The organism is Herbaspirillum sp. UBA812 (genome assembly GCF_002296545.1).
Taxonomy (GTDB): Bacteria; Pseudomonadota; Gammaproteobacteria; order Burkholderiales; family Burkholderiaceae_D; genus Herbaspirillum; species Herbaspirillum huttiense.
This window is the reverse complement of the sequence record NZ_DBIC01000013.1, coordinates 6,813-29,079: the sequence shown is the minus strand read 5'-3', so window position 1 is coordinate 29,079 and position 22,267 is coordinate 6,813. Positions and strand designations below refer to the sequence as shown.

Below are 22,267 nucleotides of genomic sequence, written 5' to 3'. Positions count from 1 at the left end.
ACCCAGTCAGACGCAAGCGAAACCACGCCGTCGAATCAGACATTCTCACAATGTCAGAAGGTAAGGATGAAGGATAAGAACTTAACGCTCACAAACTGCACGCAGTCAGACGATGTAACTTTTGCCACTTATGAACGCCCAGAATCAATCTCTGGGAGCGCTAATGAATTTGAGAAAGAAAAAGTCATCATCGCTACATCAACCGACAAACAACATCTTTTGGAACAGTCAGGGTTCCGCATTAAATCGGGAAAGCCTTTTTTTAATCAGACAAAGCTTGAAGTGATTATTTCTCCTGATTCAGTATCAAAACGGAAAGTTATTCGTACAATCGAAGAGCGAGGTTGGACAATAAATGAAGAGAGTATCAAGTATTTTTCTCCGCACGATAGAGGTTATGTCATGAGCTGCTTCACCGCATTCAAGGGCCACGAAAAGATCAGCGTCACCGTCGCCCAGTGTTTGGACTATGGTGAACTTCAAAGCTTCAAACAATTGCTAGGAAAAGTTCGTATTGAACAATGAAGATATCAATACGATTTTCCGGCACGGAGCGATCGGTTCCTCAAACATGTCGGTACAGAGTGCATCATTCTGAATGCGCTTGTAACTTTATGCTGCCGGCTCGTTTCATGAAGTTTAAATCTGCGCAGCCATGGCTCCGCCGTGACCGCATGATCAATTGAAATCAAAACCTCCAACCATGCGCTCGATGCTGACATCACACTATTCGCTAGCTCTCTTTCTTTTGGCAATCTTCAGCTGTCCTCCGAGCGCTGGAGCCGAAACTCCCAAGCATCGCAGTGCCTTCCGCGCTGTCGGCAACCAATTCGCTTTTGAAGCGGGCAGACGCACTGTCGCCGTCCAACTGGACATCCCGGTGAATCAATGGGCCGTCAACTGCGCCCGGACCCACGCCATCGTCTGGGGAATCGACCAGCGCAAGCTACCGATGGGCGTCCCGCCATTCAACAAGATCTACGTCATCGATCTCCGGCGGGGCAAGCCTGTCGGTCATTTCACGCGCACGCGTGGCCCTTTTGAAGCCCGTTTCAGCAAGGATCAGACAATGGCGATCGTCGATGACGAAGTCGTGGACCTGGCCAAAGGAAAGGTGGTCGGGTATATCTACGACATGAAGCTTGATGATGAGACATGTTCGCCTTTCCCCGGAAAGCTGTCAGGCTAACAATCACTGACTCCTGCTGCCCTCATGATGTCGAGGTGCAAAAGGCTCACGCTCAGAAATTTACGAATCATGAAAATACCAGGCACGATACTTTCTTTCCTTGGCGGGGCCACTGCCGCAAGTTTGCTGTTCTGCGGCTACCTTATCTGGAAGCCCGCTACCGTAAAAATCCACCGCCTCACCACACCGTTGCAACTCAGTACCGAACAGGCATCAAATGGTCTGCTGCCAGTCGGCACAACCCTCTATTACGATACGTCTTTCCCTGAAGGATTTTCGCGCTATAAAATTTACGTCAACATCAATCGGATGTCGCTGGAGCTAGAGACGCTTCGGGACCCCACCATGATCGATCCGGTAGACGCGATCGCTTTCAGTCAGGGGGCTCTGCTCAAACTACTCAGGAATCATCCCCTTACCAGAAAGGATCTCGATACGATCCTCAGCACGGACTATCTGACCAAGGACGAGATCAAAGAAGTACTCAGTGAATTTGTGGCATCAAAATGACCTAAGCACACAGCTATAGCTCTCAGCCTTCAAGCGAATGCCGGAGCGTTGATAAATGCATATTTTGAATCAGCCTTTCCTTCATGAAAAGAACTGCTCTACTGATCATGGCTACCGTTTTTGGCATCGCCACGGCCCTGCTCCTTGCGAGCGCAACAAAAGTCGAACAATCATTCCCACCGCTGGAAGTGCAAGGCACAACGTATCAAAATGCCTGCTCAGCGCCTGAGCGTTCAGAGCTGCGTCGCGAACTGCCGCACGAGGCGCATGAATTGATCGAGACCTTGCTCTGCGCAAGCAAAACCCCCGCCCGCAAGGCCTATCTCAAGCAACATGTCACGCCCAACGTCAATGCCGAATACAGTGGAAGCGGCCAAGAGGACATACAAGAAGTACTTCAAGTTGACGACGAGCTGCTCGATCACCTGATGAAAGCCGGTGAAGCCTGGCAAGTCACCACAACCGTCACCGATGAGCAAATTGAGGTGATGTTCTTTGCCGATGAAGCCTGCGTGGAAAGCCGCAGCCTCCGACTCGACCAGGGAAAATGGCTGCTCTACGGGCTTGGCGCAGGATGCGATTAAGCATCGCGACAGCGCCGCCGACCCCGTCAGCGCTGCGTCCACTCATCAGAACTTGCTAGCCACCCCCAACCCCCACTTGCGCTCCGCATCCCCGCTATCGGGCAGCAAACCATTCGAATAATCCAGGCTCAGGCCCACGTTCTGGTTGAAGTTGTACGTCAGCACCGACTTCCAGTAATGAATGCTGCGATTGCCCTGCAAAGCCTTCAACCCGGTATAGGTCGTGGTGAAGTCAAACGGCAAGGCCGGATTGGTCGAAGACAGCGTGAACCCCGCCTGCGCCCCCAACCGGATGAAATCCTGGTGCTGGTCGTAGACATCCGGATCCCCCCGGTTGATGTAGATACCGTTACGGCTCTGCCCGATCAGGATGGGCTTGAACGCCAGCCCGTTGTTCCAGCGCAGGAAATCGTTGAGCACCCCCGGGCGGACCGGCGTGAGCGTGAAGTTGACCGTCAGCAGGCGGCTGCCGTCGGCATTGTTGACCAGGTAGTCGGGACGCGCCGTCAGATCCTCCGTATTGGCCGTATCCGCATGCGCGAAGTGGAAGGCGGACAGCATCCCGATCTGGCTGGTGCGCGTCGTGGTGATCTCAGGATTGCCCGTGTCATAGGTGGTCACCCGGTTCTGCTTGAAGCCCACATAAGGCACCGCCTCATAGGTGCTGCCCGGCTCGCCCATGGGCCGCTTGTCCAGCGAATACCCGGCAAACACCACAACATCATTGGTACGCGATTGCGCCACATCGTCATTGGCCAACGACACCCTGGCCCGATCGACCGAGGCGAAAGCCGCCTTGTTGCGATGATCGATGGAAAGCTGGTCAGGATTGCCGCGAATGCGTACATGGTCCATCCAGCCCGCCTGCTGAGCCTCCTGAGCCTGCGCCGTGGCTGGCGCGGCGGGTGCGGCCGCTGGCGTCGATGCAGGAGCCGGTGCCACGCCCATGCGCAAGGCGGCATCTGCATGGGCCAGCCGCGGAGTGGCATCGGCCGTCGTGCAGCGCAAGGCCACGCGGCTGTTGTCGCGGAAGAAGGCGATGACATCACTGCGGCCACTCGGCTGGAAACGGGCATCCTTGCCATCCAGCAGCGATTGCACATCGGCCGCCATGTGGTCGACGTTGCAGCTGTCGCCCTGGCAGGCCTGTCCGCCTGACTTTTCCGTGGCGCGCTTTTGCAGCAGCCAGGCGACCAGCGCGCGCGGCGAGTTCAGCGGCGCTGGCTCCTTGCCGACCGACAGATAGGCGGTACTCACGGGATAGGTACGGATCAGCGTGGCAGCCAGCTGGTCCTTGTCCAGCGTTTGCTCGGTGTTGCAGAAACCTGCGGAATCAGCGGCATGGGCCGGGTTCAGGCTGAAGGGAGCGGCCAGCAGGATGGCGGCGACAGGGAGAGGGAATCGTCGTTGCATCGGATCGAAGGGAGTCAATACAGGAAAAAGCGGGAGGAATGTGATGCGGACTTCAGGTCCGGCAAAAACAGCAAGGGCCGGGAAGACCGGCCCAAGTCAATGCGAATTCAGCCCTGCGCCAGCGGCAGCCCGGGCAGCGGACGCAATTCCAACTGGCCCAGCAGATACGGCTGGATCATCAGCTTGTAGCTGTCCAGGTCAAAACCCTTGAGACTGGCGGCCGGACGGCTGGCCAGTTGGCGGTTGTCCCGGTCCAGCGAGCCCAGATAACGCCAATGATCGATGACATGCACCTGCTGCCAGCCATCACCCTGCTCTACCAGGGCCATCGGGCCAGCGTAAGGCCAAGGCAGGATGCGCAAGTCTTCCAGCGCCTGCATCAGGCGCTGCTGGTGCTGTTCATGCGTTTCTTCACCGGTGCAGGCACCGCGGCAACGGCGGATCTGGCGGCCGAAGCAGGCCATGCCGATGCCATCGGGCTGCTCCAGACCGGTGGCAATGGAGCACAGGCCATGGCGCTCGACCATCTTTTGCAGGGCTTCCTGCGCCGCGCGCTCGCTGGTATAGATGCCGAACAGATTCTCGGCACGGCTGAATTCACGTTCCTCAACCTGGGCCACCTGCGGCTGGCCGACCTCGTTCAGGCGCAAGGTGAACAGTCCACGCTTGGTGCGCTGCTTCTTGTTGTGCGACGGACGCAGATCGCGCAGCAGGCTGCTTTCCAGCAAGGCAGCGCCCAGCTCACCGGCGGTGCGGCGGCATTCGATGCGGCGGGTCTGGCCGATCAGGAATTGTTCTTCATGATTGTGCAAATGGGCCAGCACGCGGCTGCGCAGGTTCACGCTGCGGCCCACGTACAAAGCCTGATCGTTCACACCACGCAAAATGTAGACGCCGCAGGCTGCGGGCAAGGCTTCAATGCTGGCGCGGTCGATATGCAGCGGATAGCTGAACGTGGCAGCGCGATGGGCCGCCGGCTGCGGTGCATTGAAGGTGGCGCGGGGCAAGCCCGCGTGGCGCAGGCCGCGCTGTCCTTCCTGTTCCAGCAGGCGATCCACCAGTGCCGCCGGCAACTTGCGCGGCTGGGCAACGTGCAGCGCAGCGGGAGCCTGAGGCATCAGGCCCGGCATCACGGCTTGCAAGGGGCGGGTAAACAGCTGGGTCAGCGAAGTGCGGTGGCTGATGGTATTCATGGCGCTGGCCAAATCCTTCTTGTTGTTCATGTCACGGCGGGGCGTGCTCTGTCAGGTTGCAAACGGACCGGCTAGCCGCGTCCATCAAGTTAAAGTGGATTATGAAGTTTGCCCTTGTCATCCACAGTCGGCAGGAAGATGAACCGCGTGTAGGACTTCACCTCCTTGTTGAGCTTGCCGGCCGGCTCAGGCCGGATCGAAGGCATCCAGCATGGCGCGCGTCAGGCGCTGCGGAGACTTGTTGAAATCGGCCCAAGGGTCGCTGTGGGACAGGCTTTCCAGCCTTTTCCGCATGGTGGAGACCCGAAAATGGTCGGCCTGCACGCCCTGCTCCAGCTCTTCCCAGGTGATCGGCACCGACACCGACGCGCCGTCGCGGGCGCGCACCGAATACGCCACAACCGTAGTGGCACCGGGCGCATTGCGCAGGTAATCGATGAAGATCTTGCCAGTGCGGGCGGCCTTGCTCATGCGGGCGACGAAACGATCCGGCAGCAGGCGCGCCAGGTGCGCCGCCAGGCGGTGTGCCCAGTCCTTGATGACGTCCCAGTCGTGTTCCGGACGAATTGGCACCATGACATGCAGGCCCTTGCCGCCGGAAGTCTTCAAAAAACAGCTCAGGCCAAGCTCCTCCAGCAGCCCCCGTACCAGTTGCGCACCCTCCACCACGGTATCCCAGGGCACATCAGGTGCCGGATCGAGGTCGAACACCACCCGGTCCGGCTTGTCCAGCGCCCGCCCGGTGGCCCCCCAGGCGTGCAGCTCCAGGACACCCATCTGGACGGTGGCGACCAGTCCGGCAACGTCGTTGACCATCATGTAGCGTGCCTTGCCCTCGCCTTCCGGCACTTCAATGGTCTCGATGACGTCCGGCATGCCCTGGCCAGTGTGTTTCTGGAAGAAGCACTTCCCGGCATGGCCGTCCGGGCAGCGCACCAGGGATAGCGGGCGCTGCTTGAGTTCGGGCAGGATCCAGGGCGCGACGCTCTGGTAGTAGCGCGCCAGTTCCAGCTTGGTCAGGCCGGTATCGGGAAACAGGATCTTGCCGGGATGCGTCAGTTTGACGCCCTCCACCGTCACGGGCCTGGACAGGTCTTGTTCGCTGCGGCGGGCGGGCGCTTTCGGCTTCGCTTCCGCGTTCTCGGGATGGACCTCATCAGAGGCACTTCCCGGCGTTTCCCTGACGATCTCCTCCGGTGCCTTGTCCTCGCGCAGCGCTACGAAGCTGCCGTGACGCAGGATGCCGGACTTGGTCCACTGGGCGAATTTCACCTCCGCCACCAGTTCCGGCTTCAGCCAGTGCACGCCACGCCGCTGCTGCCCGGTTGGCGGATTGACGAAGGCAGGCTGGTCCTGTTCGCGCTGGCGGAACTGCTTGAGCATGCTGCCCAGCAAGCGTTCGTCGAAGCCCGTGCCCACGCGGCCGGCATATTGCAGTTGCCCTTGTTCGTCATGCACACCCACCAGGATGGCCCCGAAGCCGCTGCGCTGTCCGGCCGGCTCGGTATAACCCGCGATGACGAACTCCTGCCGATGTTCGCACTTGACCTTGATCCAGTTGCGGTCGCGCCGCCCGCTATAGGGCGCATCGGCCCGCTTGACCACGATGCCTTCCATCCCGTGCTGGCACGCGTGGCGAAATACTTCATCTGCGTGGCCGGCGATATGCTCGCTGTAGAGCAGCAAGCCCTGTTCATCGCCACCCGGAATCACCTTGCGCAACAACTCCTTGCGCTGGTGCAGCGGGAGTTCGCGCACGTCATGGCCATTCAGGTACAGCAGGTCGAAGGCGTACAGGGCCAGCCGGATGCCGTTGGCCTGCTGGCGGTCGCCGCGCACCAGATTTTGCAAGGCCTCGAAACTGACACGGCCGTCGGCATCCAGTGCCACCACCTCGCCGTCGATCCAGGCCTGATCCACCGGCAGCTCTGCCAGCGCCTCCACCAGGATGGGCCAGCGATGGCTCCAGTCCAGTCCTTCCCGGGTATGGATGGCAGCCCGGCCGTTCTCGATGCGGCACAAGCCCCGGTAACCGTCGAACTTCAGTTCGGAAAGCCATTCCTCGCCCTGGGGTGCGGTGTCGGCGAGCGTGGCCAACTGCGCCTCCATGCGTTCGGGCATGTCACTCATGGATTGCACGGGTGAAGGCGCGATGGCCTTGCCGGCAGAGGGCGTATCCCCCAGGTCCTTCACGCTTTCCGGGCGCAGGTCGGTGATGGCGGCGGCTGCACCGGTGCGGGCGGCGTCATCTTCTTCCTTGATGAGCAGCCAATTCTCCTTGCCATCCTCGGCAGGCTTGCCCATGCGCACCAGCGCCCAGCGGCCCTGCAGTTTCTCACCCGTGAGCAGGAAGCTGAGATGGCCTTTCCTGAGCCCGGCCTGCGGATCGCCATGCGGTTGCCACTGGCCGCGATCCCACAGCACCACGTGGCCTGCTCCGTACTGGTGGGCCGGGATATCGCCTTCAAACGTGCCGTAATCAAAAGGATGGTCTTCGACCCGCACGGCGAGCCGCTTGTCATGCGGGTCCAGGCTCGGGCCCTTGGGAACGGCCCAGCTCTTGAGTACGCCATCGAGTTCCAGCCGGAAGTCGTAATGCAGCCGACGTGCATGATGGCGCTGGATGAAGAACTGCAAGCCCTCCGGTGAGGCCTGCTTGCCCTGCCGCCGGGCAGACTGAGCGTGGCCGGACGGCTCGGGCGTGATGCTGAAATCACGCTTGGCATGGTAACGATCCAGTGCGGAAGAAGACCGGCTCATGCCTGCGCCCTCCTGGCGTTGGCGCGCGCAGGCGTGCTGCGCGCCGTACTCTTGCTGGCGGCGGCCTTGCTACGCGGCGACGCCTTGCTGCGGGCCGCCGTTCGGGACTCGCTCTTGGCCGCGCTGCTGCGTTTGGCAGCAGGCTTGCGGTCGGCCATCTTGTGGACCTTGGCAGTGCTCTCGTCCGCCTTGTCTTTCGGGGCTGGCTTGGATTTGCCTCGTCCCTCCAGACTGCTCTTGAGCAAGGCCATCAGGTCCACCACCTTCGCGCCCGAAGTAGCTGGCGCAGCGGCCTCATCGGGTTCGGCCACCGCATGCGTCTGGCGGCTCTTGATCTTCTTCTTGATGAGCGCCAGCACGTCATCACGATAGGTATCGTGGAACTGGCCAGGCTCCCAATCGGAAGACATGTGATCCACCAGCGCCCGCGCCATCTCGACTTCCTGCTTGGTCACGGCGGATTTCTTCGATTTGCGTGACGGCACCGGCAAGTCATCCGGTGCCCGCAATTCGCTGGGATAGCGCAAGGTGATCAGTTGCAGCATGTCGCCTTGGGGAATCAGGGCGGCCAGATGCTGCCGGGTACGGATGACAATCTGGGCAATGGCCATCTTGTCGCTGGCCAGCAGGGTTTCGCGCAACAAGGCGTAGGCCTTGTCGCCGCCCTTGGCCGGGGCCAGGAAATACGGCTGCTCGTAGTAGAGGATGGGGACTTGCTCACGCTCCACGAAGCTCTGGATGTCGATGCTCTGGGTGGCCTCCACATTGGCCTGGCGCAAATCTTCATCGGACATGAGGACGAACTTGCCCTCCTCGTACTGGTAGCCCTTGATGATGTTTTCCCAGGGGACTTCGCGTCCGGATTTCTTGTTGTAGCGCTTGTAGCCCACCGGGGACAGGTCGCGCTTGTCGAGCAGGGTGAAATCCAGCTCATCGTGTTTTTCGGCGGTATAGAGTTCGACCGGGATATTGATCAGCCCGAAGCTGATGGCTCCCTTCCACAGTGCGCGTCGCATCGCTTCCTCCGCAAGTTCGCTGATGCGCCGATTATCAAATCGCCCCGTCCGCCGCGCAGTCGGACTGCCGATGAAGCCCGCGTAGGAATGTGCCGCTCCCGCCCGCCATGGCGCGCCTTGCTGCCTCCCGCCCGGTCTTCTCCTACATGGATTTACCGCACATGCCGATACAGGCCCGGCACTGCCGGACTTACTCTTGAGCGATTCCCTCCCCCTCCCAGGAGCCGCCATGCCCGCTACCGTTGCAGACATCCTCATCGACACGCTCTACGAGATCGGCGTGCGCCAGATCTTTGGCGTCGTCGGTGATGCCTTGAACCCGCTGACCGACGCCATCCGCCGTGACAAGCGCATCGAATGGATCGGTGTACGCCACGAAGAAGGCGCCGCCCTGGCCGCCGCCGGCCAGGCCAAGCTGACCGGCCGCCTGGCCGTGTGCTGCGGCACCACCGGCCCCGGTGCCAACCACCTGGTGGCCGGGCTCTACGAAGCCCGCAAGGACCACGCGCCGGTGCTGGCCATTTCGGGCGGTGTGCCCGCAGCCAAGCGCGGCACCGACTATTTGCAGGAAAATTCACCCGACATGCTGTTCCGCGATGTGGCTGCCTACAGCCAGGTCATCACCAGCCCGGAACAGGCCCCTGCCGTGTTCCACCAGGCCATCGCCCAGGCCTATGCACAGCGCGGCGTAGCGCACCTGAACATTCCTGCAGACATCATCGGCGCCAAGGTCAGCGGCACTGTCCCCAGCATTCATACGCTGCGTGAGCGCAGTGAACTGGCCCCGCCGGCCGCCGAGATTGCCGCTGCGGCTGAACTGATCAATGCCGCCGGCTCGGTGGCCATCTTCGCCGGCAATGGCTGCCGCGGTTCCATCGTCCAGGTGCTGGCCCTGGCCAGCAAGCTGCAGGCTCCGGTCATGCATACCTTCCGAGGCAAGGATCTGGTGGCTTACGACCATCCGCACTGGATCGGCGGAGTCGGCCTCATCGGTGGCGCGCCTGGCACTGATGCCCTGCATGGTGCAGAGGTGATGCTGATGCTGGGCTCGGATTATCCGTATTCGGAATTCCTGCCGACCAAAGCCAAGATCATCCAGATTGACGAACGCGGTTTCGTACTCGGCCGCCGCGCCCCGGTCACGCTGGGCATCACCGGCTCGGTCGGTCCAGCCGTGCAAGCCCTGCTGGAAAAGGTCGACGGCAAGACCGATGGCAGTTTCCTGCAGAAAGCCAATGCCGATCGTGAACGCTGGAACAGCAAGCTGGACAGCGCCGCCGAGATCAAGCGCCATCACAAGAAGATCAAGCCGCAAAGCGTGGGCCGCGCCCTGAGCGACCTGGCTGACGACGATGCCCGCTTCGTCATCGATACCGGCGTGGTCACGCTCTGGTGCGGCAACTGGATCCGCCAGCGCGGCCAGCAGCGCCTGCTGGCCTCGTTCAACAATGCCGCGGTCGGCACCTCGCTCGGCCAGGCCAATGGCATCCAGGCACTGGACCGCGAACGCCAGGTAATCGTGGGTGTGGGTGACGGCGGCTTCACCATGCTGCTGGGTGAGTTCATGACCAGCGTGGAGCACAAGCTGCCGGTGAAGGTGATCGTCTTCAACAACCGTGAATGGGGCCTGGTGCATCTGGAGATGGAAGAAGCCGGCATGCCTGCCTTCGAGGGCTCGGAATTCCCCAATGCCGACTTCGCCGCCTTCGCCCGGGCCTGCGGCGGCCAAGGTTTCACTGCGCGCGCCCCGGAAGAGTTGCAGGAGAGCCTGCAGCAACTGCTGGCCGCGCCTGGCCCGGCGGTGCTGGATGTCTTCATCGATCCGTCGGAGCTGCCCGTCATGCCGCACATCAAGATGGAGCAGATCTGGAAATTCGGCCTGGCCAAGGTCAAGGAAAGCCTGATTGCCATGCAAGGAGGATGAACCATGGATGCCATCGAACAGCAACGAGAAGAGTACGCCAGGCAGCTGCGCCTGCGTTTTGAGGAATACAAGCGCTGGGCCATCGAGCACTGGCCCGTGGCGGAACAGCCGCTGGACGACAGCGCGTTCATTGCGGCCGAACGTGAACTGGATCTGCTCACCGGCACCATGCTGCACCCGGGCCGCAAACCCGACGGCATTCCCGCCAGCGGCGCGCAGCAAGCGCAGTTTGAAGACGTGACGCCAGCGCCCTGGCCGTGAGATCTGCGCGGGGAGAAATCTTCCTCGCGCATTCTTACGTGCGGTTGCGCCTCCCGCTTATAGGGGGGCAGCGGCAGGCGCAGTAAGCTTCATCTCACAGGCTGCACCGCTTGCCAGCCCATTCCATCAGACCAGAAGGAGAACAGCATGAGCGAAAGCAAAACCGGCAAGGACCATCGTCCCAACCAGTACGACACGCCGTCCGAAGTAACGCTGGATGAGGCCAATGAGATGAGCTTCCCCGGCAGCGATCCGGTGTCCACCTCCAACATCACGCGCATCGAAAAGGCGCCCGAGATGGACAAGGCCAAGGACGACCACCAGAACAGCCACCGCGTCAAGGAAAACATCCCCAAGGCCAACTGATCCAGTTGCGCCCGATTCCTGGGCGGCCGGTGCATGCCGGCCGCTTTTTTATTTGATGAAGGGAGAACCATGATGAGCAATCGCTACAACCAATTGAAGGTCGCCGTGCTGGTGACCGATGGCTTCGAGCAGGCCGAACTGCTGGAACCGAAAAAGGCGCTGGAAGCCGCCGGCGCGACGGTCCACATCCTCTCCGACAAGAGCGACAGCGTGCAGGGTTTCAAGCACGTGGACAAGGGTGAAGTGGTCAGCGTCGATGGCGGCCTGGATAGCGCCAATCCGGCTGATTATTCGGCCGTGCTGCTGCCGGGTGGCGTGGTCAATGGCGATGCCATGCGCCTGCTGCCCGAAGCCCGCAATTTCGTGCGCGCCGCCAATGATGCGGAAAAGCCCATCGCCTCCATCTGCCATGGCGGCTGGCTGCTGATCTCGGCGGGCATCGCCAAGGGCCGCACCGTCACCAGCTGGCCCAGCCTGCAGGATGACTTCAAGAATGCGGGCAGCCAGTGGGTGGACCAGGAAGTGGTGCGTGATGAGAACTTCGTCTCCTCGCGCAAACCCACCGATATCCCGGCCTTCAACAATGAATTCATGAAGCTGCTGGATGAACAGCAGCGCCGTGAACAGCGCCAGGGTCCGTCCGGCGCCTCAGATGACGCCTCAGCCTCTGCCGGCGGCACCTCCAAGCCCCAACTGTCTGAGAAAGGCAGCGCCCCGGCCGCGCCACCCAATCACGAGAGCGAAGCCTTTGCGGTCGCCCATGGCGAATCGGCGCAAAGCGATGGTTAAGCACGGATTCAGGCTGATATGAAGGTAAATGAAAATCGAGGGCTAGCCCCTCGATTTTTTATGGCCGGGCGCCTGGTAGGCCGTGAAGCTCGCGCCTGCAGCGTGAATGAATTGACCAAAAATTGCCGGTCCTGAAAACAAGAATGCCGCCCGGATCGTGCCGGACGGCATTGGCACAGCCGAAGACAGCGGGCGAGTGGCCGGCATCGGTCGGCGGCCTACCCCCTCCGCTCCCCTTGATGTTTGTGCGTGGCTTCTGCCAGCAGCGCCAAAGCGGCCTTCTCGGCCGCTTTGCGTTTCTTGCAAATGCGCACCGGTTGCGCACCTAGGTCGAGCAAATCCATATGCCAGAGCTCATCGATACGGGTATCGAGATAGGCGACGAATTTGTGCTTGTCCAGTTTGGCGACGCGGGGCATGAAGTGACTGGCTTGCTGCAGTTCAACGGAGCGGGCGAAGTGTTTCATGGCAAGTCTCCAGGGCACACGGGGGTGAGGGGGACGGCATGACAGGGGGCGGGAGTGAAACTGACTTCAGCTTAGTCGATCAACGCCGCAAGGGAAGGTTTATTTCATTTGCAGTGCTGATCGACTGAAGGGATGATGATTATTTCTTGGCAGCATCCACGGTTTTCTTCAGGTCACGGCCCATCTGCAGGTGTTCCTGCAGGCCCGGCAGCGTCTTGGCGGCAAAAGTCTTCACATCCGGATCTTGGGCTTCCTTGGACGACTTCTGGAACAGCTTGACCGCATCTTCATGTGCAGAGACACCAATCATGCTGGCATAGCGCTTGTCGAAGGTATTGCCCTTGAGCTTTTCCAGGATGGCGATCTTGGCGCGCTGGGCCATGCTGGGTTCAGCCGGCAGGGTGACATCCTTGCTGGAGGCCAGTTGCTTGAGCTGCTCGTCGACCGTGGTGTGCTGGTCGATCATTTTCTGGGCGTAATCCTTGACGGCCTGGTTGCTGCTCTTTTCGAGCGCGATCTTGCTGGCTTCGATTTCAGCGTGGCCGGCTTCGGCGGCGTTGGTCATGAAGCTCTTGTCCTTGCTGTTCACGGACTCGGCCGCGGCATTGAAGGAAAAGGCGGCACCGGCGATCATCAGGACGCCGGCCCCGATGAGGCGGCGGCTGGCGCAGGTGTGCGGGCGGGATTGAATATTCTGGGTACGTTGCATGAAAGGCTCCTTGTCGTGTGGATGATGGATCAGCTTGTGCCCCGTTCGGGGCTGCCATGTTTTCACTGTAGTCAGGAAGCGCGGCGGCTTGCATCAGACAGCGCCAATGACCGATGTAAGAATCGATGAGCGGCATGGCGCCCGGATCATGCGTGACTCATGCGTGACTCATGCGTGACTCACTGCTGACGGCGGCGATTGCGCAGATACAGCACCTGGCCCAGCAATGCGGTGAAGAGCAGGAACACATTGGAGACCACGAACACCCAGTCCCCTTGCAGGACGCTGTAGGCGACGAAGCCGGTAGAAGCCGCCAGCTGACCAGCGAAGAGCCAATGCGAGACCCCCTGGGTGGAGCGGCTGCGCCATTGTTCATAGACTTGGGAGGAAATGGTGAAGAGGAGGATGAGGGTCGCGCCCCAGCCGATGAGGTCGGTGATGTGATCGGACATGATGGTCGATATGAGCCCGCGAAGGCCCGGCAAGCGAATGGTGTGCCGATGGTGGACCAAGCCGGCAGCAGCCACCATCGGCCAGCGCCGCGAGGCGTTGTAGGAAGTTTCCCCGGCAGCCCTGCAACGCAGGTCGGCGCATTCGCACGGCCCTGCGCGAATTGGCCGACCCGACAAAGGGCGCATGTGGCATTGCGGCATCGGCGTCACTTCCCTAGTCTGGAGTGGAAGTCGGGATCCCCCTTTACAGCCATTTCCATCCACTCAGGAGGTCAACATGCACGCTACCCGAACCATTGCCGACGTCATGTCACGCGGTGCCCATACCTTGAGCCCGGATGATTCCGTCATCCGTGCCGCCCAGGCGATGGAGTCACTGGACGTAGGCGCCCTGCCCGTCTGCGATACCCAGCACAATCTGGTCGGCCTGGTCACCGACCGCGACATCGTCCTGCGCGCCGTGGCCCGCAATCGCCTTTCCGAGAGTTTGCCGCTGACCGAGGTAATGAGCCACGAGGTTTTGTGGTGCTACGAAGATGAGCCTGTAGATGATGTGCTGGACGATATGGTGCAGCGCCAGATCCGCCGCCTGCCCGTGATGGACCGCCAGAAGAATCTGGTCGGCATGGTGAGCCTGGGCGACGTCGCCGCCAAGACCCAGAATCGCGGCGTGGGCAACGCACTGGCGGAGATTTCCTTGCCCGCTGCACCGGTGCGTCCGGCACAGGAAGTGTCGCCTTCTGGCGACTTCGAATTGCCGGAAGTGCGCAACAGTGACATGCACGAGGTCAATATCGGCCACAAGTAGTGCTGGCGCGGATTTGCGGCGCATTCGAAGGGGCGCGATGTAGGTGTTTTCCTACGCGTTTATTGGACACTGTCCGATCTTCTTTTTTGCGCTGCATCGCTACTATGCATCTCAACGAACTCGAAACCGAGGACCCCACATTCCGATACGAACGTCCCCCTCCGTCGTGTCATGAATACAGTCCATCCCCCATCGGTTTATCCCCACGAGTCGTTTTCATAAGCAGAAATTCTCCGGCGATTCCCCCGATCCCCGGCGTCTTATATCCCTCCCCCTCAGGCCGCCTCCCCAGGCGGCCTTTTTTTTATCTTCATTTTTATCCGCATTGGTTTCTTCACCTGAAGAATGGTTCGCATGGTTCGAATGATTCAGTTGCCCTGTCCGGCGATAAACGCCAGAGCATCGGCATAGGCCAGTTCGCTGGTCGTGCGCAACATCGGGCAGACATGGGTAGAGACCGGCTCCTGCGGCGCTTGCGGGGAAGCGCCGATGAGCACGATGCCGCGAAAGCCGCCTTCCTCGGATTGCTGCACGCCTGGTTGCATGACCGGTCCTCCTTGCGCATCGGCCACGGGGCCGCTCAGTTCGCCCAGATGGTGACCGCCGGGAATGTCGATGGGAATGCTCATGGTGTGCTCCTCTGTTCAAGGTGAAAGACCCGGCAGGAAGAACCCTGTGCCGCCCGCGCCACTGACGCAGGTCAGGCAATGCAGCCTCTTTCCCCGCGCCGGGCCAGGAAGAAGTATTCTTGTCAGCATAAGAAACACTGAAGGCAAAGGCAGCAAGAAGCCACCGGCACTCTGCGTAGGAAGCGGCGAAGATGAGTCTCTCCGGGGGGACAGGAGAGGCAGACGTTGCGCAGGGGTGGCTTGGGGATGCTGTCGCCTGGGGTGCTTGCCTCACTGTCTGGAACCGTCATGCCCATCAATTACCTGCGCCGTCTGACCAGTCCGGCGCGCACCGACCTCTCCAACCGCCATCTGGGGCGTTCGCTGGCCTTCATCGCTGGTGCCGTCAATGCCGGCGGTTTCCTGGCCGTGGGCCAATACACCTCGCACATGTCGGGCATCGTCTCCTCGCTGGCCGACAACCTGGTGCTGGGGGAAACCCTGCTGCTGGTGGCCGGCGCCAGTGCCTTGCTGTCGTTCCTGCTGGGAGCGGCCTGTTCGGCGGTGATGATCAATTGGGCCCGGCGGCGCGGCCTGCACAGCGAATACGCCATGCCGCTGATGCTGGAGGCGATGCTGTTGCTGTGTTTTGGCATCCTCGGCAGCAATCTGGAAAATCACCGGCTGCTGTTCGTGCCGGTGACCGCGGCCTTGCTGTGCTTCGTGATGGGTCTGCAAAATGCCATGATCAGCAAGATTTCGCGATCGGAGATCCGTACCACCCACGTCACGGGCCTGGTCACCGACATCGGCATCGAGATCGGCAAGATGTGCTACTGGACCCTGGCCCCCCGCCAGCCCCATGAGGCGGTGACGGAAGATCCCGTGCCGGGTGCGCGGCGCAAGTTCATGCTGCTGTCCTCGCTGTTGCTGATGTTCTTCCTGGGGGGCGTGACGGGTGCTTTTGGGTTCAAGGCGCTGGGCTTCCTGGCGACCATGCCGCTGGCAGCCGCATTGTTCCTGCTGGCGCTGGTGCCGATGATGGATGATCTGGCACGCAATTGAAGCCTCCCGTCGGAGGCGGGCTGCAGGCAACAAAAAAGGCGCTCAACGCGCCTTTCGTTTTATTGTTATTGACTAGGTGCACCGCCCGGTTCCTGAAGCCAGTGGAGCGCAGGGTCCTTCGTTGGAACGGCTGCCTGATGCGATCAGGGTCCTGGTACGGCGGCTGAGTCTGCCTGAGGTGGCCGCTGGGGCCGCTTTCTCAGCCTTGCTGCTGGGGATTGCTGTCCGACTGCTGCGGCTGCTGGGTGCCATTGCCCTCTTGCGGCGTGCTCTGGTTCATTTGCGGCTGGGCCGATGCACTGGCGCCATTGCCACCATTGCCGTTCTGAGCAGCGGCGGCCGCGGCGGCATTCTTGCGGCCATGGCTGTTCAGACCACCCTTGCGTCCGGCTTCCCGGGCTTCGGCGGAGGTGAACTCATGGGCAGCACCCTTGGCATGGGCGGCCTTGCCTCCCATGCTGGCGATCTGGCGCTGTTTCTCCCTATCCATGGCGGCGAAGCCGCGATTGCTGTTCCCCGGATTTTGTGAATTTGCCATGTGTGACTCCTTGTCTTGGATGATCGAATGGAGCAGACATTTGTCATTTGCCGCCCTCTTGCTCTGCGCGAGCATGCAAATGACAACCCAACTTTTGTCCACATCTGCAGTGTAGAAAGCCTCACCGATCCTCACTATCGGAAGAGCTCTTCTGCCAAGGTCAGCAATGGCTGTCGGACATGTAGGAAAAACTGAAGATGAGCTTGTATTTTCGGTATCAATTGCCGATGGATCAGCGATCTTCGGCATTGCTTTCGGGAAATTTCACCTGATTGCAAGCCCAAAGGCAGTTTTTTTCACACCTCAAAACAATTACTGTATATTTATACAGTCTTTGCTTTTACCCGCACTTTCCTGCTGTTTCGCATCCTCGTTTTCTTGCCATGTTGACATCCAGCTCTCCGGTCCCTCGTCCGGAAATCATCCACCCCTCGCTCTGGCTGGCCTCCCAGCTGGCGCGCGGTGGTGCGCGCGGTGTCTCCAGCGGATTCGAGGCGCTGGATGCCGAGCTGCCCGAATGCGGCTGGCCGCCCGGGGTGCTCATCGAGCTGCTGCTGCCGCAGGAGGGCGTGGGCGAGCTGCGCCTGTTGCGCCCGGTACTGGCGCGTGCGCCCGCCACTGCCCGGCGCCCGCCGCAGGGGGGCCGGATCGCCCTGCTGCAGGCCCCACACCAGGTCAATGCCCCCGGCTGGGCGCATATGGGGGTGGAAGCATCACGGCTGCTGCAGTTGCAGGCCGATCATGCGGCCGACGCCTGCTGGGCTGCCGAGCAGGTCTTGCGGGCCGACAGTTGCCAGGCCCTGCTGATGTGGCAGCCGCGCTTGCGCAAGGGCGATCATGACCTGCTGCGACGCCTGCATGTGGCGGCGCAGGCCGGGCAGACGCTGTTCTTCATGCTGAGGCCGCTGTCCTGCGCGCGCGAGCCTTCCCCCGCGCCCCTGCGGCTGACGCTCAAGTCAGCGCGCGACGGGCTGGAGATCGGTTTTCTCAAGCGCCGCGGCCCGCTGCGCGAACAAAGCCTGTTTCTCCCTTTGCTGCCTTCACCGAATTTGCAACGCCATGTCACCCCTGTGGATCGCCGTACACCTGCCACTGCTGCCGCTGGAAGTCTTCCGTCCGAACTGGCTGGATGAGGCAGCGGCCGTGGTCTTCGAGCGCGACCGCGTGTCCGCCCTGACGGCACCGGCGCGCGCGCTGGGCGTGCACGAAGGCATGCGGCGCGGCGGCGTGCAGTTGCTGGCACCGCAAGCGCATCTGAACGAGCGGGATATCCTGCGGGAGCAAACCACCTTGCAGCAAGCCGCCCTGGCCCTGCTGCAATACACGCCCCAGGTCACGCTGGCCGAAGAGGCCTGCATCCTGCTGGAAGTGGGCGCCAGCCTGCGCCTGTTCGGCGGGATTCGGGCCCTGTGCCGCAAGATACGGGTGACCATTGCCCGGATGGGACTGTCGGCCACCCTGTCATGCGCCGTCACGGCCACCGGGGCCTGGCTGCTGGCACGCTACGGCTACGTGCGCACCCTGAGCCACCGTTCCCTGCAGCGCCGACTGGACCGTCTCCCGGTGGTTCTGCTCACCGCCGCCCGTGCCCATCTGGAATGGCTACACGGGCTGGGCTGCCGCCAGCTGGGCCAGGTGCAGCGCCTGCCCCGCGCCGGTCTGCAGCGCCGCTGCGGCAAGGACTTGCTGGCCATGCTGGACCGCGCCTATGGTGCCGCGCCCGAAGTGCATGACTGGATCGTGGCACCGCCAACGTTCCAGGCCCGGGTGGAGCTGCCGGACCGCATCGAGCACACCGACATCCTGGCCGCCTATGCTCAAGGCTTGCTGGCTCAGCTGGCCGGCTGGCTGACGGCACGCCAGCTGGCCATCAAGAAGCTGCGCCTGTGGCTGGAACATGAACGGGGACGGCAGGCAGTGGCGCCGACCGAACTGCAGATAGCGCTGACGGTACCGGCCTGGCAAGAAGACCACCTGCATACCCTGGTCAAGGAAAAGCTGGCCCGCTCCTCCCTGCCCGCCCCGGCCATCGCCCTGGGGCTGGCCGCCGATGAACTGGAAAACCAACAGGCGGCCAGCGAGATGCTCTTCCCCGAACCCGGCGGCAGTGCCGAGGATCACCAGCGCCTGCTGGAACTGCTGGTGGCGCGTCTGGGCGCGGACAAGGTGCAGCAGGCTGCCCCGCGCGCCGATCACCGGCCCGAGGTCGCCAACCGCTGGTGCAGCGTGATGCAGAGCCCCGCCAGCCTGCCGGCTTCCCTGACTACCGATGCGGCGCGATTGCCGCCGCGTCCGCTGTGGCTGCTGGCCGAACCCTTGCCCTTGCGGATGCAGCAGCACAAGCCCTTCTATCGCAGTGCGCTGGAATTCACTTCTCCGCCCGAACGCATCGAAGCCGGCTGGTGGGAAGGCCGGCCATTGACGCGCGACTACTTCACGGCGCGCGATGCCAGCCATGCCTATTACTGGATCTTCCGCCAGTGGCGCGGCGGCGAGTGGTCCGACGAGGAGCCGCAGTGGTTCCTGCACGGCCTGTTCGGCTAGGAGCACGGCATGCAAGCTTCCCTGCCCTTGGGCGTACCCCAGACCGGCCTGCCCGACTATGCCGAACTATATTGCCGCACCAACTTCAGTTTCCTGCAAGGCGCCTCGCATGCACAGGAACTGGTGGATCGTGCCATCGAACTGGGCTATCGCGCCCTGGCCATCACCGATGAATGCACCATGGCCGGCGTGGTGCGCGCCCATGCCGCCTGGATGGAACAGGTCCATCGCGGCAAGGCCAAGGATTTCAAGCTGCTCATCGGCAGTTGCTTCCGTTTCACGGCCTTGAAGGACGAGCCGGCCCATCCCCTGGCCAGGATGACCCTGGTGGCGCTGGCCAGGAACCGCGAAGGCTATGGCAACCTCTGCGAACTCATCACCCTGGCGCGCACCCGCGCCGAGAAAGGCAGCTACCTGCTGTCGCCGGAAGACCTGAGCCAGCCGCCGCCCGCCCTGTCGCACCTGCGCGCCCTGCCCGATTGCCAGCTGATCCTGGTGCCGGACTACCCGGCCGATGAAGAAACGCTGGATGCGCAATTGCGCTGGTTCGCCCCGCTGGCCCCCGGCCGCTCATGGGTCGGCATGACGCGCCTGTACCGTCCGCTGGACGACCTGCACCGCGCTGCCATCGATGCCGCAGCACGGCTGCACGGCCTGCCGCTGGCGGCGGTGGGCGACGTGCAGATGCACCAGCGTTCGCGCAAATACCTGCAGGATGTGGTCACGGCCATCCGCGTCGGCAAGCCGGTGCAGGAATGCGGCCTGTCCCTGGCCCCCAATGCCGAACAGCACCTGCGGCCACGCATGCGGCTGTCGCTGGTGCACAGCCCGGCGACCTTGGCCCAGACCCTGGCGGTGGCGGCCGGTTGCCAGTTCAGCCTGGCTGAACTGCGATATGAATATCCTGACGAACTGGTGCCGCTGGGCATGAGCCCGGCCGACTATCTGCGCCAGGAAACCTTGGCCGGGGCCTTTAAACGCTATCCGCAAGGGATACCGGGCGAGGTGCGCTCCCAGATCGAGATGGAATTGTCCCTGATCGCCCAAAAGGAATATGAAGCTTATTTCCTGACGGTCTACGACCTGGTCAAGTTTGCCCGTTCGCGCGGCATCCTGTGCCAGGGGCGCGGCTCGGCGGCCAACTCGGCGGTGTGCTACTGCCTGGGCGTGACCGAGGTCGATCCCACTTCGACCCGGCTGCTGTTTGCCCGCTTCATCAGCGAAAAACGTGAAGAACCACCCGACATCGACGTGGACTTCGAGCACCAGCGCCGCGAAGAAGTGATCCAGCACATCTACCGCAAGTACGGCCGCCGCCGCGCCGCGCTGGCGGCCGCCGTGCACAGCTACCGGCCGCGTGGCGCCCTGCGCGAGGTCGGCAAGGCACTGGGTGTGGATGCGGCCATCGTCGATACGGTGGCCAAGTCGCAGCACTGGTTCGACAGCCGGGAAGAATTGCTGGCCCGCTTTGCCGAAGCCGGACTGGACCCGGAACTGCCGCAGATCGGCCTATGGGCCAGCATCACCGGCAAGCTGCTGCGCTTTCCGCGCCATCTGTCGCAGCACACCGGGGGCTTCGTGATCGCACGCGGGCAGTTGTCGCGGCTGGTGCCGATCCAGAATGCGGCCATGGAAGAGCGTTCCGTCATCGAATGGGACAAGGATGACCTGGAGTCACTGAAGCTGCTCAAGGTCGACGTCCTGGCGCTGGGCATGCTGACCGCCCTGCGCCGCTCGCTGGAACTGGTGAGTTTGCGGCGCGGCCTGCCGCAGGTCATGCAGATGTACGACATTCCGCGTGAAGATCCGGCCACGTTCGACATGATCTGCAAGGCCGATACCATCGGCGTGTTCCAGATCGAAAGCCGCGCCCAGATGAGCATGCTGCCGCGCATGCAGCCGCGCACCCAGTACGACCTGGTGGTGCAGGTGGCCATCGTGCGGCCGGGCCCCATCCAGGGCGGCATGGTCCACCCCTATCTGCGGCGGCGGGAATTGGTGCGCAGCGGCGGCAGCTTCGACTATCCGGACAACACCAGCAAGAGCGGCAAGATCAGGAAAGTGCTGGAGCGCACCCTGGGCATTCCGATCTTCCAGGAGCAAGTGATGGACGTGGCCATCGAGGCTGCCGGATATTCCCCCAGCGAAGCCGATGACCTGCGCCGCTCCATGGCCGCCTGGAAGCGCAAGGGCGGCATGGGCCCGCACCATGAACGGCTGGTGCTGGGCATGACCGACAATGGCTATTCACGTGAATTCGCCGAGAGCATCTTCAACCAGATCGAGGGTTTCGGCGAATACGGTTTCCCCGAAAGCCATGCCGCCAGCTTTGCCCTGCTGACCTATTTCAGCAGCTGGCTCAAGTGCCACGAGCCGGAAGCCTTCCTGTGCGGCCTGCTCAACAGCCAGCCCATGGGCTTTTACTCGCCCTCCCAATTGATCCAGGATGCACGCCGGCATGGGGTCAAGGTCCTGCCGGTGAACGTCTTGCGCAGCCGCTGGGAATCCATTCTGGAACTGGACCCCGCCGGGCAGGCGCGTCCGGCCGTACGGCTGGGCATGAGCCTGCTGCGCGGCATGCCCGAACAGGCGGCGCAGCGTATCGAGCAGGCCGGGGCCGAACGCCCCTTTGCCGATGTCGATGACCTGGCCCGGCGCGCCGGACTGGACCGCCACGCCCTGCAAGCGCTGGCAGCGGGTGATGCCTTGCGCGAGCTGGCCGGACACCGGCGCGCTGCGCTCTGGCATGCCGTGGGCGCAGTGCCCGACCGTGACCTGCTGCGCACGGCACCGCGCGGTGATGACGCGGTCCAGCTGGAAGCACCCGGCGAAGGCGACCAGATCGTCGACGACTACCGCGCCATGAATTTGACGCTGCGCCGCCATCCGCTGGCGCTCTTGCGCCCGACCTTGCAGCGGCGGCGCTTCATGAGCGTGGCCGACCTGAACACCTTGCAGAACCGCCAGTTCGCCTGCTGCTGCGGCATCGTCACGGTGCGCCAGCGGCCGGGCACGGCCAAGGGGGTGATCTTCATGACGCTGGAGGATGAGACCGGCTCGGGCAACGTGAT

At 62.2% G+C, this 22,267-nt stretch carries 21 protein-coding genes and 1 pseudogene; 13 read left to right on the top strand and 9 right to left on the bottom strand.

Annotation, left to right across the window (positions count from 1 at the left end):
• The 4 genes from B3873_RS00715 to B3873_RS00700 all read left to right on the top strand — a co-directional run.
• The coding region (locus B3873_RS00715; protein WP_286863542.1) for a hypothetical protein at nucleotides 1-525 on the top strand (525 nt) is incomplete at its 5' end.
• Nucleotides 526-703: 178 nt separating this feature from the next.
• Entirely contained in the window at nucleotides 704-1,189 is a 486-nt protein-coding gene (locus tag B3873_RS00710; RefSeq protein WP_286863541.1) for a YncE family protein, read from the top strand.
• A 69-nt stretch (nucleotides 1,190-1,258) separates the two neighbouring features.
• Nucleotides 1,259-1,699, top strand: coding sequence for a hypothetical protein (locus B3873_RS00705; RefSeq protein ID WP_286863540.1), 441 nt, complete (start codon nucleotides 1,259-1,261; stop codon nucleotides 1,697-1,699).
• An 83-nt stretch (nucleotides 1,700-1,782) separates the two neighbouring features.
• On the top strand, nucleotides 1,783-2,283 hold the full coding sequence (locus B3873_RS00700; RefSeq protein ID WP_286863538.1) for a hypothetical protein: 501 nt from the start codon (nucleotides 1,783-1,785) through the stop codon (nucleotides 2,281-2,283).
• Between the two features lie 45 nt (nucleotides 2,284-2,328).
• Here B3873_RS00700 and B3873_RS00695 read toward each other — a convergent pair whose 3' ends face one another.
• The 4 genes from B3873_RS00695 to B3873_RS00680 all read right to left on the bottom strand — a co-directional run bounded on the left by B3873_RS00695 (nucleotide 2,329) and on the right by B3873_RS00680 (nucleotide 8,665).
• A complete protein-coding gene (locus B3873_RS00695) occupies nucleotides 2,329-3,696 on the bottom strand; it encodes a hypothetical protein (RefSeq protein ID WP_286863537.1) in 1,368 nt (455 codons plus the stop codon).
• 107 nt (nucleotides 3,697-3,803) lie between these two features.
• On the bottom strand, nucleotides 3,804-4,889 hold the full coding sequence (locus B3873_RS00690; RefSeq protein WP_286863536.1) for a nucleotide excision repair endonuclease: 1,086 nt from the start codon (nucleotides 4,887-4,889) through the stop codon (nucleotides 3,804-3,806).
• 186 nt (nucleotides 4,890-5,075) lie between these two features.
• A complete protein-coding gene (ligD, locus tag B3873_RS00685; RefSeq protein ID WP_286863535.1) occupies nucleotides 5,076-7,649 on the bottom strand; it encodes a DNA ligase D in 2,574 nt (857 codons plus the stop codon).
• The gene (locus tag B3873_RS00680; protein ID WP_286863534.1) at nucleotides 7,646-8,665 is read right to left on the bottom strand and encodes a Ku protein; all 1,020 of its coding nucleotides are present in this window, start codon (nucleotides 8,663-8,665) and stop codon (nucleotides 7,646-7,648) included. The genes ligD and B3873_RS00680 overlap by 4 nt, the downstream gene beginning before the upstream one ends.
• Nucleotides 8,666-8,894: 229 nt before the next feature.
• Between B3873_RS00680 and B3873_RS00675 the strand changes: the two genes are divergently transcribed.
• The 4 genes and pseudogenes from B3873_RS00675 to B3873_RS00660 form a co-directional block, all read left to right on the top strand.
• The gene (locus B3873_RS00675; protein ID WP_286863532.1) at nucleotides 8,895-10,589 is read left to right on the top strand and encodes a thiamine pyrophosphate-binding protein; all 1,695 of its coding nucleotides are present in this window, start codon (nucleotides 8,895-8,897) and stop codon (nucleotides 10,587-10,589) included.
• 3 nt (nucleotides 10,590-10,592) lie between these two features.
• Entirely contained in the window at nucleotides 10,593-10,850 is a 258-nt protein-coding gene (locus tag B3873_RS00670) for a hypothetical protein (RefSeq protein WP_286863531.1), read from the top strand.
• A 147-nt stretch (nucleotides 10,851-10,997) separates the two neighbouring features.
• A complete protein-coding gene (locus B3873_RS00665; protein WP_286863530.1) occupies nucleotides 10,998-11,216 on the top strand; it encodes a hypothetical protein in 219 nt (72 codons plus the stop codon).
• A 72-nt stretch (nucleotides 11,217-11,288) separates the two neighbouring features.
• Nucleotides 11,289-11,837, top strand: a pseudogene (locus B3873_RS00660) (type 1 glutamine amidotransferase domain-containing protein); the annotation flags it as partial.
• Between the two features lie 386 nt (nucleotides 11,838-12,223).
• Here the strand turns inward: B3873_RS00660 and B3873_RS00655 are convergent.
• From B3873_RS00655 to B3873_RS00645, 3 genes are all read right to left on the bottom strand, one after another.
• Entirely contained in the window at nucleotides 12,224-12,472 is a 249-nt protein-coding gene (locus B3873_RS00655) for a hypothetical protein (RefSeq protein ID WP_209532842.1), read from the bottom strand.
• Between the two features lie 139 nt (nucleotides 12,473-12,611).
• Nucleotides 12,612-13,181, bottom strand: a complete 570-nt coding sequence (locus tag B3873_RS00650; protein ID WP_121040376.1) for a DUF4142 domain-containing protein — start codon at nucleotides 13,179-13,181, stop codon at nucleotides 12,612-12,614.
• Nucleotides 13,182-13,360: 179 nt separating this feature from the next.
• Nucleotides 13,361-13,633 (bottom strand): PQ-loop repeat-containing protein, encoded by a 273-nt coding sequence (locus tag B3873_RS00645; protein WP_205703777.1) that lies wholly within the window; start codon nucleotides 13,631-13,633, stop codon nucleotides 13,361-13,363.
• A 277-nt stretch (nucleotides 13,634-13,910) separates the two neighbouring features.
• Here B3873_RS00645 and B3873_RS00640 point away from each other — a divergent pair, with 277 nt between their 5' ends.
• A complete protein-coding gene (locus B3873_RS00640; protein WP_286863528.1) occupies nucleotides 13,911-14,441 on the top strand; it encodes a CBS domain-containing protein in 531 nt (176 codons plus the stop codon).
• A 368-nt stretch (nucleotides 14,442-14,809) separates the two neighbouring features.
• On the opposite strand, the gene B3873_RS00635 is transcribed toward B3873_RS00640, so the two are convergent.
• A complete protein-coding gene (locus B3873_RS00635; RefSeq protein ID WP_134222331.1) occupies nucleotides 14,810-15,070 on the bottom strand; it encodes a hypothetical protein in 261 nt (86 codons plus the stop codon).
• Nucleotides 15,071-15,358: 288 nt separating this feature from the next.
• Here B3873_RS00635 and B3873_RS00630 point away from each other — a divergent pair, with 288 nt between their 5' ends.
• Entirely contained in the window at nucleotides 15,359-16,114 is a 756-nt protein-coding gene (locus B3873_RS00630; RefSeq protein WP_034336803.1) for a YoaK family protein, read from the top strand.
• A 199-nt stretch (nucleotides 16,115-16,313) separates the two neighbouring features.
• Here B3873_RS00630 and B3873_RS00625 read toward each other — a convergent pair whose 3' ends face one another.
• Nucleotides 16,314-16,652 carry a KGG domain-containing protein gene (locus tag B3873_RS00625; protein WP_286863526.1) on the bottom strand — a complete coding sequence of 113 codons (339 nt, stop codon included), beginning with the start codon at nucleotides 16,650-16,652 and terminating at the stop codon, nucleotides 16,314-16,316.
• A gap of 383 nt (nucleotides 16,653-17,035) precedes the next feature.
• Here B3873_RS00625 and imuA point away from each other — a divergent pair, with 383 nt between their 5' ends.
• From imuA to B3873_RS00610, 3 genes are all read left to right on the top strand, one after another.
• Nucleotides 17,036-17,785: a translesion DNA synthesis-associated protein ImuA gene (gene imuA, locus B3873_RS00620; protein WP_286863524.1), complete on the top strand. Its 750-nt coding sequence runs from the start codon at nucleotides 17,036-17,038 to the stop codon at nucleotides 17,783-17,785.
• On the top strand, nucleotides 17,712-19,196 hold the full coding sequence (locus B3873_RS00615) for a Y-family DNA polymerase (protein ID WP_286863523.1): 1,485 nt from the start codon (nucleotides 17,712-17,714) through the stop codon (nucleotides 19,194-19,196). The genes imuA and B3873_RS00615 overlap by 74 nt, the downstream gene beginning before the upstream one ends.
• Before the next feature lie 9 nt (nucleotides 19,197-19,205).
• Nucleotides 19,206-22,267: error-prone DNA polymerase (locus tag B3873_RS00610; protein WP_286863522.1), on the top strand; the 3,062-nt coding region annotated here is incomplete at its 3' end.

Coding starts and splice junctions, on each gene's coding strand:
- B3873_RS00710 (WP_286863541.1), top strand. CDS start 704: ATGCGCTCGATGCTGACATCACACTATTCGCTAGCTCTCTTTCTTTTG.
- B3873_RS00705 (WP_286863540.1), top strand. CDS start 1,259: ATGAAAATACCAGGCACGATACTTTCTTTCCTTGGCGGGGCCACTGCC.
- B3873_RS00700 (WP_286863538.1), top strand. CDS start 1,783: ATGAAAAGAACTGCTCTACTGATCATGGCTACCGTTTTTGGCATCGCC.
- B3873_RS00695 (WP_286863537.1), bottom strand. CDS start 3,696: ATGCAACGACGATTCCCTCTCCCTGTCGCCGCCATCCTGCTGGCCGCT.
- B3873_RS00690 (WP_286863536.1), bottom strand. CDS start 4,889: ATGAATACCATCAGCCACCGCACTTCGCTGACCCAGCTGTTTACCCGC.
- ligD (WP_286863535.1), bottom strand. CDS start 7,649: ATGAGCCGGTCTTCTTCCGCACTGGATCGTTACCATGCCAAGCGTGAT.
- B3873_RS00680 (WP_286863534.1), bottom strand. CDS start 8,665: ATGCGACGCGCACTGTGGAAGGGAGCCATCAGCTTCGGGCTGATCAAT.
- B3873_RS00675 (WP_286863532.1), top strand. CDS start 8,895: ATGCCCGCTACCGTTGCAGACATCCTCATCGACACGCTCTACGAGATC.
- B3873_RS00670 (WP_286863531.1), top strand. CDS start 10,593: ATGGATGCCATCGAACAGCAACGAGAAGAGTACGCCAGGCAGCTGCGC.
- B3873_RS00665 (WP_286863530.1), top strand. CDS start 10,998: ATGAGCGAAAGCAAAACCGGCAAGGACCATCGTCCCAACCAGTACGAC.
- B3873_RS00655 (WP_209532842.1), bottom strand. CDS start 12,472: ATGAAACACTTCGCCCGCTCCGTTGAACTGCAGCAAGCCAGTCACTTC.
- B3873_RS00650 (WP_121040376.1), bottom strand. CDS start 13,181: ATGCAACGTACCCAGAATATTCAATCCCGCCCGCACACCTGCGCCAGC.
- B3873_RS00645 (WP_205703777.1), bottom strand. CDS start 13,633: ATGTCCGATCACATCACCGACCTCATCGGCTGGGGCGCGACCCTCATC.
- B3873_RS00640 (WP_286863528.1), top strand. CDS start 13,911: ATGCACGCTACCCGAACCATTGCCGACGTCATGTCACGCGGTGCCCAT.
- B3873_RS00635 (WP_134222331.1), bottom strand. CDS start 15,070: ATGAGCATTCCCATCGACATTCCCGGCGGTCACCATCTGGGCGAACTG.
- B3873_RS00630 (WP_034336803.1), top strand. CDS start 15,359: ATGCCCATCAATTACCTGCGCCGTCTGACCAGTCCGGCGCGCACCGAC.
- B3873_RS00625 (WP_286863526.1), bottom strand. CDS start 16,652: ATGGCAAATTCACAAAATCCGGGGAACAGCAATCGCGGCTTCGCCGCC.
- imuA (WP_286863524.1), top strand. CDS start 17,036: ATGTTGACATCCAGCTCTCCGGTCCCTCGTCCGGAAATCATCCACCCC.
- B3873_RS00615 (WP_286863523.1), top strand. CDS start 17,712: ATGTCACCCCTGTGGATCGCCGTACACCTGCCACTGCTGCCGCTGGAA.